Below are 15,732 nucleotides of genomic sequence, written 5' to 3' on the forward strand. Positions count from 1 at the left end.
ATCAGTGTTACATTGAGCCATAAGGAGAGTGAAAAGGAAATGTCGAAAGAAGTTGAAAATCCATATTTTGCGATTAACTGGAATCAAATTGAAGATATGGTGGATAAATTAACATGGGAAAAACTGACTGAACAGTTTTGGTTAGATACACGTATTCCTTTGTCCAATGATTTAGATGATTGGCGCACATTGTCGCATGCTGAAAAGGATATGATTGGTAAGGTATTCGGTGGCTTAACATTACTTGATACATTGCAATCGGAAGATGCGATTGAACGATTACGTTTATCGGTACGGACGCAACACGAAGAAGCGGTATTGAATAATATTCAATTTATGGAGTCTGTACATGCGAAGAGTTATTCTTCTATTTTCAGTACATTAAATACGAAAGCTGAAATTGAAACGATTTTTAATTGGACGAACTCAAATGATGTATTGCAGTATAAGGCACAAAAAATTAATGATGCCTATCAAAATGGAACAGACTTACAAGCGAAAGCAGCGAGTGTATTATTAGAATCCTTTTTATTCTATTCGGGATTCTTTGCGCCATTGTATTATTTAGGCAATAATAAATTAGCGAATGTCGCTGAAATTATTAAATTAATTATTCGAGATGAATCGGTTCATGGAACTTATATTGGGTACAAATTCCAATTGGGCTATGAAAGATTATCTGAGAGTGAACAAGAAGAATTAAAGGCATGGGTTTATCAATTAACATTTGATTTGTATCAAAATGAAACGAAATTTACGCAAATGATTTATGATGAAATCGGTTGGACTGAAAAAGTCAAAACCTTTGTGCGATATAATGCCAATAAAGCATTACAAAACTTAGGGTTTGACCCACTGTTTCCAGATACAGCTGATGATGTTGACCCGATTGTTATGAATGGTATTTCAACAGGAACAAGTAATCATGATTTCTTCTCGCAAGTTGGAAATGGTTATTTATTAGGTACAGTTGAAGCAATGGAAAATGACGATTATACTAAGTGGATGTAGTTGAATTAAAATAAGAAACGTTTGTAGAAGTGCTTCCTCAAACGTTTTTTATTTTAAAAATAGATTGCATATTACGTGAATTAGTGGTAAAATTCGTGTCAGAAAAAACCTTTAAATTCGTCCGAGAGGCGAGCAAGGCAAATAAGTATCAGTTGAACTGTCTTAGTAGGCCTTGGTGTATTTTCATCGAGGTCTTTTGTTTTGGTTTTTTCCGAGTTAATAGGTGCACCGCACGTTAAACAAGGAGGAGTCATGAGAAAATTATCGTTTGCTCAGAAGATGATTGTTTCATTAGTGAGTGGTTTAGTTATTGGATTAGGTTTTTTATTGCTGCGTCAGCAGTTAAATGCTCATAATCCAGCTGCTTGGGTTTCGATTAATCAGTTGCTTTTTGTCGATATAACGGCTGAGGGAAATGAAAGTGCGTTAGGATTATTTTACATCGTAGGGCAAGTGTTTGTACGGTTATTGCAATTAGTTATTGTTCCAATGGTATTTACAAGCATTACTTTAGCAATGGTACACATTAAAGATACAGAGAAGTTAGGTCGTATCTCGTTTAAAACGATTAAAGGATTTTTAGTGAATTCTATAGCAGCGTTATTAATGGCATCTGTGATTGGCTATATTGTCATGAAATTAGGTTGGTTCAATGTATCGGAATTAGCGATTGAAGGAGCAACTGGTTCGACTGGAAGTAATCCACTTAATGTGTTGTTAAGTATGTTCCCCAATAATTTGGTAGGAACATTTACAAGTAATACTAGTGTTTTAGCGGTTGTCTTTTTAGCTGTCAGCTTAGGGTTAATCTTAAATCGCTACCATGAAGAATTAACGGTAGTTCAAAAATTGGTAGAAGAAGTTAATAAAATTGTGAGTGTGTTTTTAAATTATGTCATTCAAACTTTAGCTCCTGTCTCAGTAGCAGTTCTTTTAATTCGTACGATTGCAAGTTATGGTATAGATTATTTAAAACCAGCTGCTATTTATATGTTAGTGACAACTTTTAGCTTAATTATCTTTTTAACAATTGGTTATGCACTCTTTATTCGCATAATGGCAAAATTAAATCCAATGCCATTCGTTCGCAAAATTAGTGAAGTAGCAATCTTCGGTTTTTCTACATCATCAAGTGCAGCGACTTTGCCACTAAATATGAAAGTGACACAAGAAGAATTAGGAGTAGATACGGATATTACATCTTTTGTACTACCACTAGGAATGACTATTAATATGAATGGAACAGCTATTATGCAAGTAATCGCCTCAATTTTTGTGGCGTCTAGTGCAGGATATGAATTATCGTATTGGAATATTTTGACGATTGCCACTTTGGCACTCGTAGCGTCAGTTGGCACACCGGCAGCACCAGGTGCAGGTGGGGTTATCCTCTTTACAATTTTAAGTGGTATGGGGTACAGTAACCCAGCAGCTTTAGCGACATATGCTTTAATTCTAGCGATTAACCGTCCAATCGAAATGCTTGTGACATCATTAAATGTTGTTGGAGATAGTGCAACAGCCATTTATGTAGCCAACAGTGAAGGGCAATTAGATACAAAAGCATATTTTAATCAAGAAAATGAGCATGTAGTAGAAGTGTAAGCTCGTCAGTAAATATTTGAAGCCTATAAATAAGGGTCTGGGTAGAAAGTCTAAAAATTTTAACAAATGGAATTAAGGATGCTGATTTAACAACATTCTTGTTCTTGGATTTGTTAGGATTTCTGACTTTTTGCCCAGACCCTATGATGTATCCAATTTTTTAGAGGATATAATTGTAGATGTAAGTTCAATTGTTAAATTATCCAAGTTATTTAAAATCTTTTTTTGTAAATAGATAATAGCTACAGATTAAGTAAATAAAAGCAAAAAGACAGGCAATAAAAGTGCTAGCATTCCAAGTAGTATCCGTATTTTGTAAAGCAAGAAATAAGAAGATACTGTTAGGAATAGGGATATTTAAGATACTGTCAGCAATGAGGTGGAGTATATTATCCCAAAGAAGCGAAATAAGAATAAAAGTTAGATATGCCTGATTTATTTTGTTGAATCCTATAAAAAGAGTAGAAGTTAATAGGATAATACAGATGTAAATAGGCAGTTGATGGATAAAGATACTCAAAATCTCTAATAAAACAAGCTGACCTCCAAGAAAAATTCGAAACATACTTGCTAGACTATAAGAGAATACGATGTACAGTAAATTAATAATAAGATTCGATAGGATTTTATAGATAAAAATAGAGTTGCGTTCCTGTCTTTTAACAATGAGATTATTAATGGTTCTATATTGAAAATCTTCTCCAAAAATAAATGTAGTTGGAGCAAGGAAGAATAAAGGCAGGAACTGTGTTAAAAGTTGAATCAAGGTATGAGTTTCTTCTTTTGACGGAGAACTCTTGAGTAAGAAAACAGCTAGCAATGATAGACAAAAGAGGATTGATAGAGATATCATTAATTTTCTTTCTTTTAAGATACGGTATAGGTCTGCTTTAAGGTAATTCATGGGTAGTTTCTCCTTTTTGAATGAGTTGTAGGTAATAATTTTCAAAGGCAATTTTCTTATTGAAAATTTCTTTTAGTTCAATATTTTCTTGAATAAGTTGTGCAATAAGAGGCATAATTTTTGTCTCTTTTGGTAGAATGAGATAATCTTCTTCTTCGTGAAAAGGAATTTCTTGTTTCTGCAGAATAGATTTAGTTGTTTTTAAATTAGAAGTGGATAAATAGAGTTTTTCTTCTAATTCTTGTTGAAGTTCAGTTTTTGAGAATTCTTTTAAAACAGCTCCCTTATGCATGATAATATATCGGTCAACGACTAACTCTAATTCCGATAAAATATGACTAGAAATTAAAATTGTCATTTGATAGTTTTCTCGTAGATTGAGAATGATATTTCTCATATCTCGGATACCAGCAGGGTCTAAACCATTGATAGGTTCGTCGAGAATAAGAAAATCAGGCTTATCTAAGATAGCCATTGCAATCGCTAGTCTTTGTCGCATACCAAGTGAGAAATTTTTTGCTTTCTTGTATGGAGCAATATCTTGAAGTCCTACAGTTTCAAGAGCTTTATCAATAATCTGTTGTCGATTTTTTAATCCTAATTGCAGAGCAATGTAGTGAAGATTTTCTTCAGCTGAGAGATTAGGTTGCAAGGCAGGTGACTCGATGAGTGCACCAATGCGATAAGGCTGTGTTGAAAGAATTTCACCAGATGTTGGCGAAATAAGACCAGATAAGATTCGTAAAAGAGTTGTCTTTCCTGCTCCATTTTCTCCTACTAACCCACAAATTTCTCCTTTTTGTATTGAAAAAGAAATATGGTTAACTGCTTTGTATGAGGCATATTGTTTTGTTAAGGATTGTAATGTTAAAAGCGTGGACATGTTTTGTTTTCCCCTTTCATTTTTAATAAGGTAATGATATACTTTTTTGAAGTTAAAATTAATTGTATTACATATGTGTAATGAGGTGTCGCATGAAGGAACAATTTGGAAAAGTTTTTAAAATTATTCGAGAATCCAAAAATATGTCTTTAAAAGAGGTGGCAGGAGAGTATGTAACCCCTGCCCAGTTGTCACGTTTTGAGAATGGTAAGAGTAATCTGACGGTTGATACGTTTTTCTATTGTTTGGGCAATATGGATGTTTTGCAAGGAGAATTTTCAACTTTTTATAATAATTATTATGGTATTCGGGATATACGTTTATCCAATGAGCTTTATGAAGCTATACAAAACAGGAATATTGATTTTTTAAGACGCAGTCTTACTGAGTATGAATGTAAGTATCGTGTTACAGCAAGGAAATCGGATCGTTTGATGATTGCTGTGCTACATGTTTTTATAAATAAATGTGATTCAACTATCGATATTCCTAGAGAAGAAAAGAGTGTGATAACTGATTATTTGATGTCTATTGATGAATGGTGCAGATATGAATTATGGATATTAAGTAATTGTGCCCGTTCTTTAGAAACACAGGCTTTAGAAGTTTTAGGACAAGAAGCAGTAACTCGAAGTCAATTTTACGATAGTATCGAAGAGAATCGAAGAAAAACGTATGGGTTGCTATTGAACATTACAGGAATTTTATTGGATAGAGGAGAAGAAAGAATAGCCTCTAAGTTTATTAAAATCCTTGATAATTTTAATATTTTAGATAATTATCTTATAGAAAAATTACAGTTAAAATTTTGTAAAGCTCATTTAAGATATTTACAAGGTTTTGAAGATGCGTTAGATATTATGAAAGAGTGCTTAAAAATGACTAATCTTGTAGAGAGTTATAGTATTTCTAGGCAAATTGAGCAAACTATCAGCCAGCTTACAGATATGTAACGATTTTAAAATGAATTGATTTTTCCGATAGAATTACTCCTGTAAGTTTTACAAACAACAAAGTATTGGAGTGAACAATGATGAAGAAAAAATTTTTTATCTCGCTTTTATTTGCAAGTTGCTTTTTACCTGTATTTAAAAATGATATAGTAGGGAAAGTATCAGAGAGCGAGTTTACGCTTTTTGGAAGAGTTCATTTAGAAGACAATGACTTAGAAGATAACAGTGATTCAGGAAATAATAATGATGATAGTGTTTTAGACCATTGGTTTGAAAGTTTTATTAAGACGCATAAAACACCATTTTCTAAAATAATAAAAAAATAAGGGCGTATTTCGTGTGATATTCTCCCAATAAAGTGAAAAACATTTGTTAGGCTGATAGTATAGTCTGGCAAATGTTTTTTTGATTATGGCGATGAATAATTAACGATTGCGTGAAATGGGGTACTGTTGATAAGATAGAATAAAGTGTTTTAAGCGAAAGGAATAAATGAATGGTTAGATTATTGATGTATAATACTCGTGAAGAAGAAAAAATCTGGGCGTTAGAGTGGGCGAAACAGAATAATGTAGAAGTTGAAATGACGGTTGACTTACTGACAATGGATACGGTGGAACAAGCAAAAGGATTTGACGGTATTTCACTAAGTCAAGTAGCACCGATTGATGAGGCAGTTTATTCTGAATTAGCCAGCTATGGTATTAAACAAATTGCACAACGTAGTGCGGGTGTCGATATGTATAATTTGGAATTAGCACAAGCTAATCATTTGATTATTTCAAATGTTCCGAGCTATTCGCCAGAATCTATTGCAGAATTTACGGTCAGTGCAGCCCTAAATTTGATTCGTAAGGTTGAGTTAATTCAGGCTCGTGTTGAAAGACAAGATTTTCGTTGGACACCAGAAATTCGTGGACGTGTACTGGGAGATATGACAGTGGCGATTATTGGAACTGGACGAATCGGCTCTATTGCTGCAAAATTTTTTAAAGGATTTGGTGCAAAGGTGATAGGGTATGATTTATATCCCAATGCATTATGCGAAGATGTATTACATTATGTTGATTCCATTGAAACAGCGATTGTTGATGCCGATATTGTGTCGATTCATATGCCAGCAACGGCTGATAATTACTATTTGTTCGATTATGATTTGTTTAGAAAGTTTAAAAAAGGTGCGATGCTATTAAATATGGCACGTGGGTCAATTGTGAAGACACAGGATTTGTTGCGAGCGTTAGACGAAGAATTATTAGCTGGGGCTGCTTTGGATACATATGAATCAGAAGCTGCGTATATTCCAAAAGACTGGAGCGATAAGCCAATTGAAGATGACACTTTCCAAAAAGTATTGAATCACCCTAAAATCAGTTATACTCCCCATATTGCCTATTACACAGATGAAGCTGTAAAAAATTTAGTGGAAGGTGGCTTAAATGCAGCTCTGGAAGTTATTCAAACAGGAACTACGAAAAATCGCATGAATTAAGACGAGTGAATATCAGAAACGTAGTGCTGCAAGTTTCAGTTTATACAAAATCTAGTTTGGAGAGTTGTTGGCTTGAAAACTAGATTTTTTCCTTGTGTCAGTCTGTTGTTACGTGTGTTATACTGAATTTTATTGAGATAATGGAGAGGAAGTTAGAATGAAAAAAATATTGAAAATAGTTGCTGCTGTATTCATAGTGATAGTTGTAGCAATCGTTATATTATTTCAAATAGCACGCTATCAAGCTGATGCGAATGTTATGGTGGACGGAGTTTTAAAGATGCGTTATGGCTGGCACATTGATGTCAAAGAAGAAAGTAAGACTCCGATTATTTTGTATCAAGGAGCGTTAGTTGATGCTAAGGCGTATTTGCCGTTAGCAAAAGCATTATCCGATGAACAAAGAGATGTCTATGTCATTGATGCACCACTTGATTTACCAATATTTGCTAGTAAGCAAGTAGATAAAATCATGATAGAAGAACAACTGACAGAAGCCATTGTAATGGGACATTCACTTGGTGGAGTAGTTGCGAGCCAAGTAGCAGCTGGAGATAATCGTATTAAAGGACTAGTCTTGTTAGCGAGTTATCCCTCTAAGCACACTGATTTATCGCACGTTAAATTTCCTGTCTTATCGATTCGTGGAACGGAAGATAAGGTTTTAAATCAAGACAATTGGACACAAGCCTTAAAACGACTACCTAATTCAGCTGAATTAGAGATAATTAAAGGTGGAAATCACGCACAATTTGGTTACTATGGTGTGCAAAAGGGTGACGGTGTGGCGACTATTTCAGCTGATGTGCAGCAACAAATGGTTGCTGATAAAGTGAATGCAATCTTTAGGTAGAATAGGGGAAAACGATGAATAATAAAAGGTACTGACTCCTAAAATATTGGAGTTAGTACCTTTTTGTGTGATTTATAGTGATTGGTAAGGAACTTCAAGTGCACGTTGCACTGCTGGTCGTTGACTAATTTGTTCAGCCCAACGGTTTAAGTGCTGATATTGTTCGACAGCTAAAAATTTATCTGAGCCATTATATAGATGACCTTGCACTAAACGTCCGTACCATGGCCAAATCATCATATCAGCAATTGTATAAGTATCGCCTGTAATGTATTCACGTTTACTTAATAATTGGTCTAACAAGTCTAATTGACGTTTCGTTTCCATTGTGAAACGCTCAATCGGATATTCCATGTCGTATGGTGCATAATGGAAGAAGTGTCCAAATCCCCCACCGATATAAGGGCCAGCTCCTGTTTGCCAAAATAACCAATTGAGTGTTTCTGTTCTGCCGGCAATATCTGTTGGAATAAATTGTTGAAACTTTTCAGCAAGATATAGCAAAATAGAACCTGATTCAAAAACATGCAATGGTTGTTCAGTCGAATAGTCTACTAAAGCAGGAATTTTGGAATTGGGATTGATGTTAACAAAGTCCGTTCCAAATTGGTCTCCTTTACCGATATTAATTTGATATAAATTGTATTCAGTCCCATTGATGCCGAGTGCTTTTAATTCTTCAAAGATAATTGCTACTTTAATTCCGTTTGGTGTACCGAGTGAATACACTTGATGTGGAGCGTCACCAATAGGAAGTGTTTGCTCAAAGCGAGCACCAGCTGTTGGACGATTACCACTTCGTTTATCGTTTGGATTTTGCCATTGCCAAACATCAGGTTTTGTATAGTTTGTCATTATGATTCCTCCATAAGTTTCAGTTTTACTTCAGTATAGTGCGATATTACTGATAATCGCAACTATTTTGATTGATAGAATGGCGATAATTTGACTAAAAATAAGCGTGGACTGTGTTACAGAATGATGACAAAGTGATATTTTTATATCATATCATTACAAAAATCTTGCGACCTTGGGCAAACTGATTAAGGTTGACTTACAGATAATCCAAAAGGGTTTTAATATTTGGAATATCATGTAGAATGGTTTCATAGGCAATAACTTATTTAGACGAGAGAGTTTAAATATTATGCAAAAGGAGAAATTATTGATTATGAAGAAATCATTAAAAGTGATAGCAGCGACTGCCGTATTGTCGTTAGCTACATTTAATTTAAATACAGCATTAGCACAAACTTGGACACAACGTTCAGAAAGCGATGTGCGTGAAACATTAAAGACGAGTGAATCAGGTGTATATGTTATCCAATGGGGTGATACATTAAGTACGATTGCAGCTGCGACAGGATATTCAGTAGCAGAATTGGCATCAATTAATGCTATTGCAGATGTTAACTTTATTCAAGCGGGTTCAGTATTGTATTTTAATCACCAAGCAAATACTTTATCTTATGTGAATCCAACAAGTGAACAACCACAGACTTATACAGTAGCACCAGCTGCTCATTATGCTGTATCGGAAACGGCAGAGTGGGTGTCTGAAACTAGCACTTCAAGTGTAGACCAAGATGAAACAACTTCAGCTCCAGTGAGTGAAGAAACTGTTGCACCAGCTGAAGAATCTGTAGTAACAGAAGCTCCAGTTGTTGAAGAGCCAGTTTCAGCAGAAGTGCCAACGGTTGAAGAAACAACGCAAGCACCTGTAATGGCAGAAACATCTACTGTTGAAACGACTGTTAGTGAGGCACCTGCAACACCAGAAGTTCCTGCAATTGAAGAAACAACATTAGCTCCAGTGAGTGAAGAAACTACTCCAGTCGTTGAAGAACCTGTTACAACAGAAGCACCTACTGTTAGTGAAGAAGTAACACCAGCACCCGTGGCAACAAATTCTGGTCTGAATGAATACGGTGGTATCATTTCTGAAGCGAAAGAATGGATTGCGATGAAAGAATCAGGTGGAAACTATGAAATTTGGAATCCGTCAGGAACTTATTATGGACGTTATCAATTAACGGTTTCTTATTTGAAAGGTGATTTATCACGTGAAAATCAAGAAAAAGTAGCAGATGAATATGTTATTAACCGTTATGGTTCATGGGAAGCAGCTAAAGTATTCTGGGAAGCAAATGGTTGGTATTAAAATTTGATGCATTAAAGAGACTCTCCGTATATTAGGAGGGTCTTTTAATGTATAATGGCTCATGTGAATTGATTTGATGAGAACGAGGTTTGAAAATGCGATTAGATAAATTATTAATTCAGACAAAAAATTATTCAAAAAAGCAACGCAAAAAAATGCTAGCAGAAGGTGAAATACTTGTTGATGCTAAAGTAGCGAATAGTTTAAGACAAAATGTTGATAGCCATTTACAAGAGATTGTCGTTAAAGGTGAGCGTCTAGTCGGTGAAAGAGAACGGTATTATTTAATGAATAAGCCTAGAGGTGTAGTCAGTGCTGTTACAGATGATGAAATGATGACGGTAATTGATTTAATGAATGAAAAAATTGAAGTTACTGGATTATATCCAGTGGGTAGATTGGACCGTGATACAAGTGGAATATTGCTTATAACGAATAATGGCCCATTAGGTTTTCGTATGTTGCATCCAGATAATCATGTCGATAAAACTTATGAAGTGATTGTTAATGGAAAATTAGGCGAAGAAGAACAACAACGATTTCTTCAAGGTATTCTGTTCGATGACGGGTATCAATGTCGACCCTCCCAATTAGAGATATTATCAGCTCAAGAACATCAGAGCGTGGCTCATGTTACGATTTCGGAGGGGAAATTTCATCAAGTTAAAAAGATGTTTTTATCCGTAGGTGTTAAAGTTGTTCAATTGAAACGGATTGCATTTGGCTCGTTTACTTTAGACCCACAATTAGCACCGGGAGAATATCGTGAATTGACTACAACAGAATTAGGGTGGATAAAGGAGTATTTGGAGTAAGGGGGATAAATCATTGAGGAATATTGCGATAGAAATTAAGGGGAGAGATTAATCAATAAAGCATGTATGTTCTTTTTCTCACATACATTTACAGATACCTCTATCTATGATAAAATTTCAACAGAATGAAAACGTTTTAGGAGGTATTGTCATGGGTCAAGTCACACAAGCGATTCAAGAGGGAAAAACAGCCTTAGGAATTGAATTAGGCTCAACACGGATAAAAGCGATATTAATTGATGACGAGCAAAATGTTATTGCGTCCGGTAATTATGAATGGGAAAACCAATTGAAAGACGGTATTTGGACATATGATTTAGAAGAAGTGTGGAATGGGATTCAGTCGGCATATTCTGAACTTGCTGCAAAGGTTCAAAAACAATATGGTATTGCGTTAACGACGATAGGTAGTATTGGCATTAGTGCGATGATGCATGGATATTTAGCATTTGACCAAGAGAATCAATTATTAGTGCCATTTCGTACTTGGCGTAATACGATAACACATCAGGCTGCCAGTCTGTTGAGTGATGCATTTGAATTTAATATTCCAGAACGTTGGAGTATTGCCCATTTGTATCAAGCGATGTTGAATAAAGAACCTCATGTTGCGAATATTTCCTATCTGACAACCTTATCTGGCTATGTTCATTGGTGTTTAACCGGTGAAAAAGTGTTGGGTGTAGGAGATGCTTCAGGTATGTTTCCGATTGATGCCAAGACTGCTGACTATCGCCAAGCCTTTCTCGAACAATTTGATAGGCTAGTTTCTGAACAGGTGCCATGGCAATTGGTAACACGATTACCGAAAGTATTATCTGCTGGACAGGTTGCAGGGTCCTTGACGCAAGAGGGAGCAAAACGTCTAGACCCAACAGGAGTATTAGAGGCAGGTATTCCATTATGTCCACCAGAAGGAGATGCAGGAACGGGAATGGTCGCAACGAATAGTATCGCACCTAAGACGGGAAATGTTTCAGCTGGTACTTCTATTTTCTCAATGGTTGTATTAGAACAAGATTTAAATTCTCAATACCCTGAAATTGATATCGTGACAACTCCGGTAGGGGATAATGTTGCGATGGTACATGCTAATAACTGCAGTTCGGATATTAATGCGTGGGTGAAACTCTTTCATGAATACAGTCAATTCTTAAATCCACAACAAACATTAAGTGATACGTATGCACTTTTATTTAATCAAGCACTTGAAGGTGATAAAGATTGTGGCGATGTGATGAGTATTGGGTATTTTTCAGGGGAGAGTATTACGAATGTTCAAGAGGGACGACCGCTTGTGATACGCACACCAGAGAGTCGTTTAACGGTAGGAAATTTAATGCGAAGTCATATTCTATCAGCTTTTACGACATTGGCGATTGGAATGGAGATACTGACTGAGAAAGAACAGATAAAGATAGAACAAATATTAGGTCATGGGGGTATTTTTAAAACACCACGAGTGGCACAGACATTATTAGCAGCAAGTATTAATACACCGGTGTCGGTAATGGAAACGGCAGGAGAAGGTGGAGCGTGGGGGATTGCCTTATTAGCAGATTATCTTAAATATAGTGAGATGAGTTTGGCTCAATATTTGGATGAGATAGTGTTTAAAAACACAGGGATTGAAACGATTGAACCGAATGAAGCAGATGTGGAGGGATTTAAACGATTTAAGCAGCAATTCAAGTCAGTGATACAAGTAGAGAAGATAGCAGGAGAAGTATTATAAAGTATTATATACCTAATTAGTATATGGAAATGAGAACATTTGAGGCTGGGCATAGGGTCTGAAAATGATAACAAATAATATTAGAAATGATGATTGAGTAAGGGTGCTAATGCTATTTGTGTCAATTGATGACAGTGTGTCTAGTCTTATTTTTACGGTTGGGGCTTTCAATAGCACAGCAGCTTTTTGATGTGTTATGGTAATTTATCGGAATGAAAACTTCAATCTTTCAAAATTTTGTTATATCATTGTATGTGATAGATGTCTGTTCATTATTGGTCGAACTTTTAATAAATTGGACATCTGTCTTTTTATATCTATCATAATTGATGTATAACAAAATCAGAAAGAGGCACCAAAATGTGGCAAATAAAAACATTATCTAACATGAATTACCAAGAAATTTATCAATTATTTAAACTACGGACGGATATTTTTGTCGTGGAACAGCAATGTGCCTATCCTGAGATTGATGAGTGGGATTTAACATGTCGACATGGATTGAAGTTTGATGAAGAGCAAAATATAGTTGCTTGTTTTCGCATCATCGAAGATGCAACACATACACGTATCGGTAGAGTGGCAGTGATGTCATCTTTACGTGGAACCGGATTAGCACATGAATTGATGGAAACGGCTATCAAGGCATGTTCGCCAAATCGACCGATTCAAATTAGTGCACAGGCACATTTAATATATTTCTACGAAAAACATGGGTTTGAATCAGTAGGTGAAATTTATTTAGAAGACGGAATTCCACATATTGAGATGAATTTTGGCCAATCATAAATATTAAATTTTCATTAAGAAAGCCTCAATAAATCAATCTATATAAATAGGAAGAAAAGTCACAAAAAATGCTGCGATTTTTGGCTAATGTGATAATGACACGATAAATCCTATGAAATTTACTTAATTAATCGCTAATATTTTGATATAATAAAAATGTTAGTATCTTAAATTGAAATCGAATTGTAATGTAAACAAGGATTTCATTGTTGAAGGAGGTGTAACAATGGCACAATCTACGTTAGAAGAAATGCAAGCGATTGAGCAAGCAGTCGCTGAGATTCGTGAGAATTATCGTGAGCAAATTCAAGCGTCAAAAGAATCTATAGCACAGCGTTTGAATGAAGTTTCATCTTCATTAGAAGAAGAAACGCAACGCTTAGTCCAACAGGCAAGGGAACATTTCGAAATGCAGAAAGTTCGCATGGAAACACAGCTGAAGGAAAATTTATCACAAAATCAACAACAGTTAGCACATGCACTTGCTGATAAAAAGTCAGCGTTGATTAATCAAATTGTAGATAAGGTGGTGGCACAATATGGCGATTAGCCAAATGCAAAAAGTGACATTAATTGCAGCACGTGAGCATTTAGATGCAATTTTAGCATCGGTTCAACGGTTGCGTCGTGTTCATGTAAACAATCTGCAAGAAGAAACGATAGAGTTAGTATCGGATACACCATTAATTCGACACTATGATGTAGAGCAACAAGCGTTTGTCTTTGAAGATGAGGCATTGCAATCAATCATTAGTCGTCGGCAAAGAATTTTACACGCAATTGAACAATTAGAAGTTTATGAAGTAAAAGGCAAGTTATGGGAAACATTAACAGCAGAAAAGCCGGCAATGGATTTTGATACTTTTCGATTGCACAATGATGAATTTGCAGAACAAACGGTTATTAAACAAGCGAATCATTTAACGACACGCATTCGTGAAATTGATGATTATCTTGAAAAAACGCAAGAAGCAATCGATAAAATTGTTAAATGGCGTGAACTAGATGTCACTCCGGAGCAATTAAGACAGTTTCAATATGTCAAAGCAGTCATTGGAACTATTCCTAATGTCGAAAGTAATGCATATATCGACCTGATTCGTAAGCACCCCAATATTGAGCACAAGATTATTTTCTTGAATGATTTTGAATATGGCTTAATTTTGTTCTATCAAGATAATGAACGTGAAGCAGTAGAAGATTTAATGACGCAAGCTCGTTTTAATAAGCTGGAATATCCATACAATCTTTTACCACGTGAGCAAGTTGCGCTGTGGAATGATGAGATTGAAAAAGTCAAAGCAGAACGTATTGCGATTATTGAGCAAATGAAAAATACTCGAGATGAATTAGCCGGATTGAAAATTCAAGCTGATTATGTCAATACAAAATATGCACGTGAATTAGCGAAGAAAAAATTGGGCGTGACACAACATTTAGTGGCGATTGAAGGTTGGATTGAAAAAGATGAATTTGCAATCTTTGAAACATCAATCAGACAACAATTTGGTGATGAAATTGTGATTCGTACGGCAGAAGTGCAAGAAGATGAAGTGGAAAATGTCCCGGTTAAATTGAAAAATAATCCGATTATTGCACCATTTGAATTAATTACCAATATGTATGCTTTACCAAAATATAATGAAATGGATCCAACACCATTTGTTATGCCATTTTATTTTATTTTCTTCGGTATGATGGTAGCTGATTTAGGATATGGTTTGTTGACGGTATTAGGCAGTCTATTCGCTTTGAAATTCTTCAATTTAAGCAATAGTATGAAAGGCATGTTGCGTTTTGGCTTTGTACTTGGAATTTCTGTCTGTATTTGGGGAATCATCTATGGTTCATTTTTCGGATTCACAATGCCAATCGGTATTTTTGATCCGAACACCGATGTTATTCCAATCTTATTGATTTCGGTTGGTTTGGGTTTGATAAATATTTTTACTGCATTAGGTTTAAATATTTATCTAAATTTAAAAGCGAAACAATATATTGATGCGTATGCGTCTGGACTAGCTTGGATATTGCTTGTTACTGGTCTGTTATTATTAGGATTAGGTATGTTGGTACCTGGCTATGAAATATTTGGAACAATCGGTAAATGGCTGGCAATCTTGAATGCGCTAGGAATCGTCATTGCACCATGTATTAAGTCAAAAAGTTTTGCAAGCATGGGCTGGGGACTTTATGATTTGTACGGAACAACGAGCTATATCGGCGATTTAGTATCTTACTCTCGTTTAATGGCATTAGGTTTGTCTGGTGCAGGTATGGCAATGGCATTTAATATGTTACTCAGCTTCTTACCAATTTGGGGCAAGTTTACGATTGGTGTCGTATTGTTCTTATTATTACATGCAGTAAGTATGTTTTTATCAATGTTATCGGCATATGTACATGGTGCACGTCTGATTTTCGTTGAGTTCTTTTCAAAATTCTTTACAGGTGGAGGCAAACCGTTTGAGCCTTTAACTATCAGTGAAGAATATGTCACAATTAATCAAGAAAAAGTAAAATAATGGAGG

15 protein-coding genes are annotated in these 15,732 nt (G+C 35.4%); 12 read left to right on the forward strand and 3 right to left on the reverse strand.

Annotation, left to right across the window (positions count from 1 at the left end; translation table 11 throughout):
* The first annotated feature begins 39 nt into the window (after positions 1–39).
* On the forward strand, positions 40–1,011 hold the full coding sequence (gene nrdF / locus JDW14_01135) for a class 1b ribonucleoside-diphosphate reductase subunit beta (protein ID QQD65755.1): 972 nt from the start codon (positions 40–42) through the stop codon (positions 1,009–1,011).
* A gap of 279 nt (positions 1,012–1,290) precedes the next feature.
* Entirely contained in the window at positions 1,291–2,616 is a 1,326-nt protein-coding gene (locus JDW14_01140; GenBank protein QQD66467.1) for a dicarboxylate/amino acid:cation symporter, read from the forward strand.
* 208 nt (positions 2,617–2,824) lie between these two features.
* On the opposite strand, the gene JDW14_01145 is transcribed toward JDW14_01140, so the two are convergent.
* Positions 2,825–3,520 (reverse strand): ABC transporter permease, encoded by a 696-nt coding sequence (locus tag JDW14_01145; GenBank protein QQD65756.1) that lies wholly within the window; start codon positions 3,518–3,520, stop codon positions 2,825–2,827.
* Entirely contained in the window at positions 3,507–4,403 is an 897-nt protein-coding gene (locus JDW14_01150; protein ID QQD65757.1) for an ATP-binding cassette domain-containing protein, read from the reverse strand. The genes JDW14_01145 and JDW14_01150 overlap by 14 nt, the downstream gene beginning before the upstream one ends.
* Before the next feature lie 92 nt (positions 4,404–4,495).
* On the opposite strand from JDW14_01150, the gene JDW14_01155 reads away from it, so the two are divergent.
* The 4 genes from JDW14_01155 to JDW14_01170 all read left to right on the forward strand — a co-directional run bounded on the left by JDW14_01155 (position 4,496) and on the right by JDW14_01170 (position 7,701).
* Positions 4,496–5,356, forward strand: a complete 861-nt coding sequence (locus JDW14_01155; protein ID QQD65758.1) for a helix-turn-helix domain-containing protein — start codon at positions 4,496–4,498, stop codon at positions 5,354–5,356.
* A gap of 77 nt (positions 5,357–5,433) precedes the next feature.
* A complete protein-coding gene (locus JDW14_01160) occupies positions 5,434–5,682 on the forward strand; it encodes a hypothetical protein (GenBank protein QQD65759.1) in 249 nt (82 codons plus the stop codon).
* Between the two features lie 170 nt (positions 5,683–5,852).
* The gene (locus tag JDW14_01165; protein QQD65760.1) at positions 5,853–6,848 is read left to right on the forward strand and encodes a D-2-hydroxyacid dehydrogenase; all 996 of its coding nucleotides are present in this window, start codon (positions 5,853–5,855) and stop codon (positions 6,846–6,848) included.
* A 157-nt stretch (positions 6,849–7,005) separates the two neighbouring features.
* A complete protein-coding gene (locus tag JDW14_01170) occupies positions 7,006–7,701 on the forward strand; it encodes a dienelactone hydrolase family protein (GenBank protein QQD65761.1) in 696 nt (231 codons plus the stop codon).
* A gap of 72 nt (positions 7,702–7,773) precedes the next feature.
* Here the strand turns inward: JDW14_01170 and yghU are convergent, their stop codons facing one another.
* Positions 7,774–8,556 (reverse strand): glutathione-dependent disulfide-bond oxidoreductase, encoded by a 783-nt coding sequence (gene yghU / locus JDW14_01175; protein QQD65762.1) that lies wholly within the window; start codon positions 8,554–8,556, stop codon positions 7,774–7,776.
* A gap of 316 nt (positions 8,557–8,872) precedes the next feature.
* Here yghU and JDW14_01180 point away from each other — a divergent pair, with 316 nt between their 5' ends.
* The 6 genes from JDW14_01180 (at position 8,873) to JDW14_01205 (ending at position 15,726) form a co-directional block, all read left to right on the forward strand.
* A complete protein-coding gene (locus JDW14_01180; GenBank protein QQD65763.1) occupies positions 8,873–9,862 on the forward strand; it encodes a LysM peptidoglycan-binding domain-containing protein in 990 nt (329 codons plus the stop codon).
* Positions 9,863–9,957: 95 nt separating this feature from the next.
* Entirely contained in the window at positions 9,958–10,677 is a 720-nt protein-coding gene (locus JDW14_01185; protein ID QQD65764.1) for a 16S rRNA pseudouridine(516) synthase, read from the forward strand.
* A 106-nt stretch (positions 10,678–10,783) separates the two neighbouring features.
* Complete coding sequence (locus JDW14_01190; protein QQD65765.1) at positions 10,784–12,412, forward strand: FGGY-family carbohydrate kinase; 1,629 nt, start codon at positions 10,784–10,786, stop codon at positions 12,410–12,412.
* A 360-nt stretch (positions 12,413–12,772) separates the two neighbouring features.
* Complete coding sequence (locus JDW14_01195) at positions 12,773–13,201, forward strand: GNAT family N-acetyltransferase (GenBank protein ID QQD65766.1); 429 nt, start codon at positions 12,773–12,775, stop codon at positions 13,199–13,201.
* A gap of 226 nt (positions 13,202–13,427) precedes the next feature.
* Entirely contained in the window at positions 13,428–13,751 is a 324-nt protein-coding gene (locus JDW14_01200) for a hypothetical protein (GenBank protein ID QQD65767.1), read from the forward strand.
* Positions 13,741–15,726, forward strand: a complete 1,986-nt coding sequence (locus JDW14_01205) for a V-type ATP synthase subunit I (GenBank protein QQD65768.1) — start codon at positions 13,741–13,743, stop codon at positions 15,724–15,726. The genes JDW14_01200 and JDW14_01205 overlap by 11 nt, the downstream gene beginning before the upstream one ends.
* Positions 15,727–15,732 lie beyond the last annotated feature (6 nt).

This window comes from Aerococcaceae bacterium zg-252 (genome assembly GCA_016237705.1).
Taxonomy (GTDB): domain Bacteria; phylum Bacillota; class Bacilli; order Lactobacillales; family Aerococcaceae; genus Globicatella; species Globicatella yangjingiae.

Bases quoted from the DNA above. Each gene is read 5' to 3' on its own strand.
- nrdF (QQD65755.1), top strand. From the start codon at position 40: ATGTCGAAAGAAGTTGAAAATCCATATTTTGCGATTAACTGGAATCAA.
- JDW14_01140 (QQD66467.1), top strand. From the start codon at position 1,291: ATGATTGTTTCATTAGTGAGTGGTTTAGTTATTGGATTAGGTTTTTTA.
- JDW14_01145 (QQD65756.1), bottom strand. From the start codon at position 3,520: ATGAATTACCTTAAAGCAGACCTATACCGTATCTTAAAAGAAAGAAAA.
- JDW14_01150 (QQD65757.1), bottom strand. From the start codon at position 4,403: ATGTCCACGCTTTTAACATTACAATCCTTAACAAAACAATATGCCTCA.
- JDW14_01155 (QQD65758.1), top strand. From the start codon at position 4,496: ATGAAGGAACAATTTGGAAAAGTTTTTAAAATTATTCGAGAATCCAAA.
- JDW14_01160 (QQD65759.1), top strand. From the start codon at position 5,434: ATGATGAAGAAAAAATTTTTTATCTCGCTTTTATTTGCAAGTTGCTTT.
- JDW14_01165 (QQD65760.1), top strand. From the start codon at position 5,853: ATGGTTAGATTATTGATGTATAATACTCGTGAAGAAGAAAAAATCTGG.
- JDW14_01170 (QQD65761.1), top strand. From the start codon at position 7,006: ATGAAAAAAATATTGAAAATAGTTGCTGCTGTATTCATAGTGATAGTT.
- yghU (QQD65762.1), bottom strand. From the start codon at position 8,556: ATGACAAACTATACAAAACCTGATGTTTGGCAATGGCAAAATCCAAAC.
- JDW14_01180 (QQD65763.1), top strand. From the start codon at position 8,873: ATGAAGAAATCATTAAAAGTGATAGCAGCGACTGCCGTATTGTCGTTA.
- JDW14_01185 (QQD65764.1), top strand. From the start codon at position 9,958: ATGCGATTAGATAAATTATTAATTCAGACAAAAAATTATTCAAAAAAG.
- JDW14_01190 (QQD65765.1), top strand. From the start codon at position 10,784: ATGATAAAATTTCAACAGAATGAAAACGTTTTAGGAGGTATTGTCATG.
- JDW14_01195 (QQD65766.1), top strand. From the start codon at position 12,773: ATGTGGCAAATAAAAACATTATCTAACATGAATTACCAAGAAATTTAT.
- JDW14_01200 (QQD65767.1), top strand. From the start codon at position 13,428: ATGGCACAATCTACGTTAGAAGAAATGCAAGCGATTGAGCAAGCAGTC.
- JDW14_01205 (QQD65768.1), top strand. From the start codon at position 13,741: ATGGCGATTAGCCAAATGCAAAAAGTGACATTAATTGCAGCACGTGAG.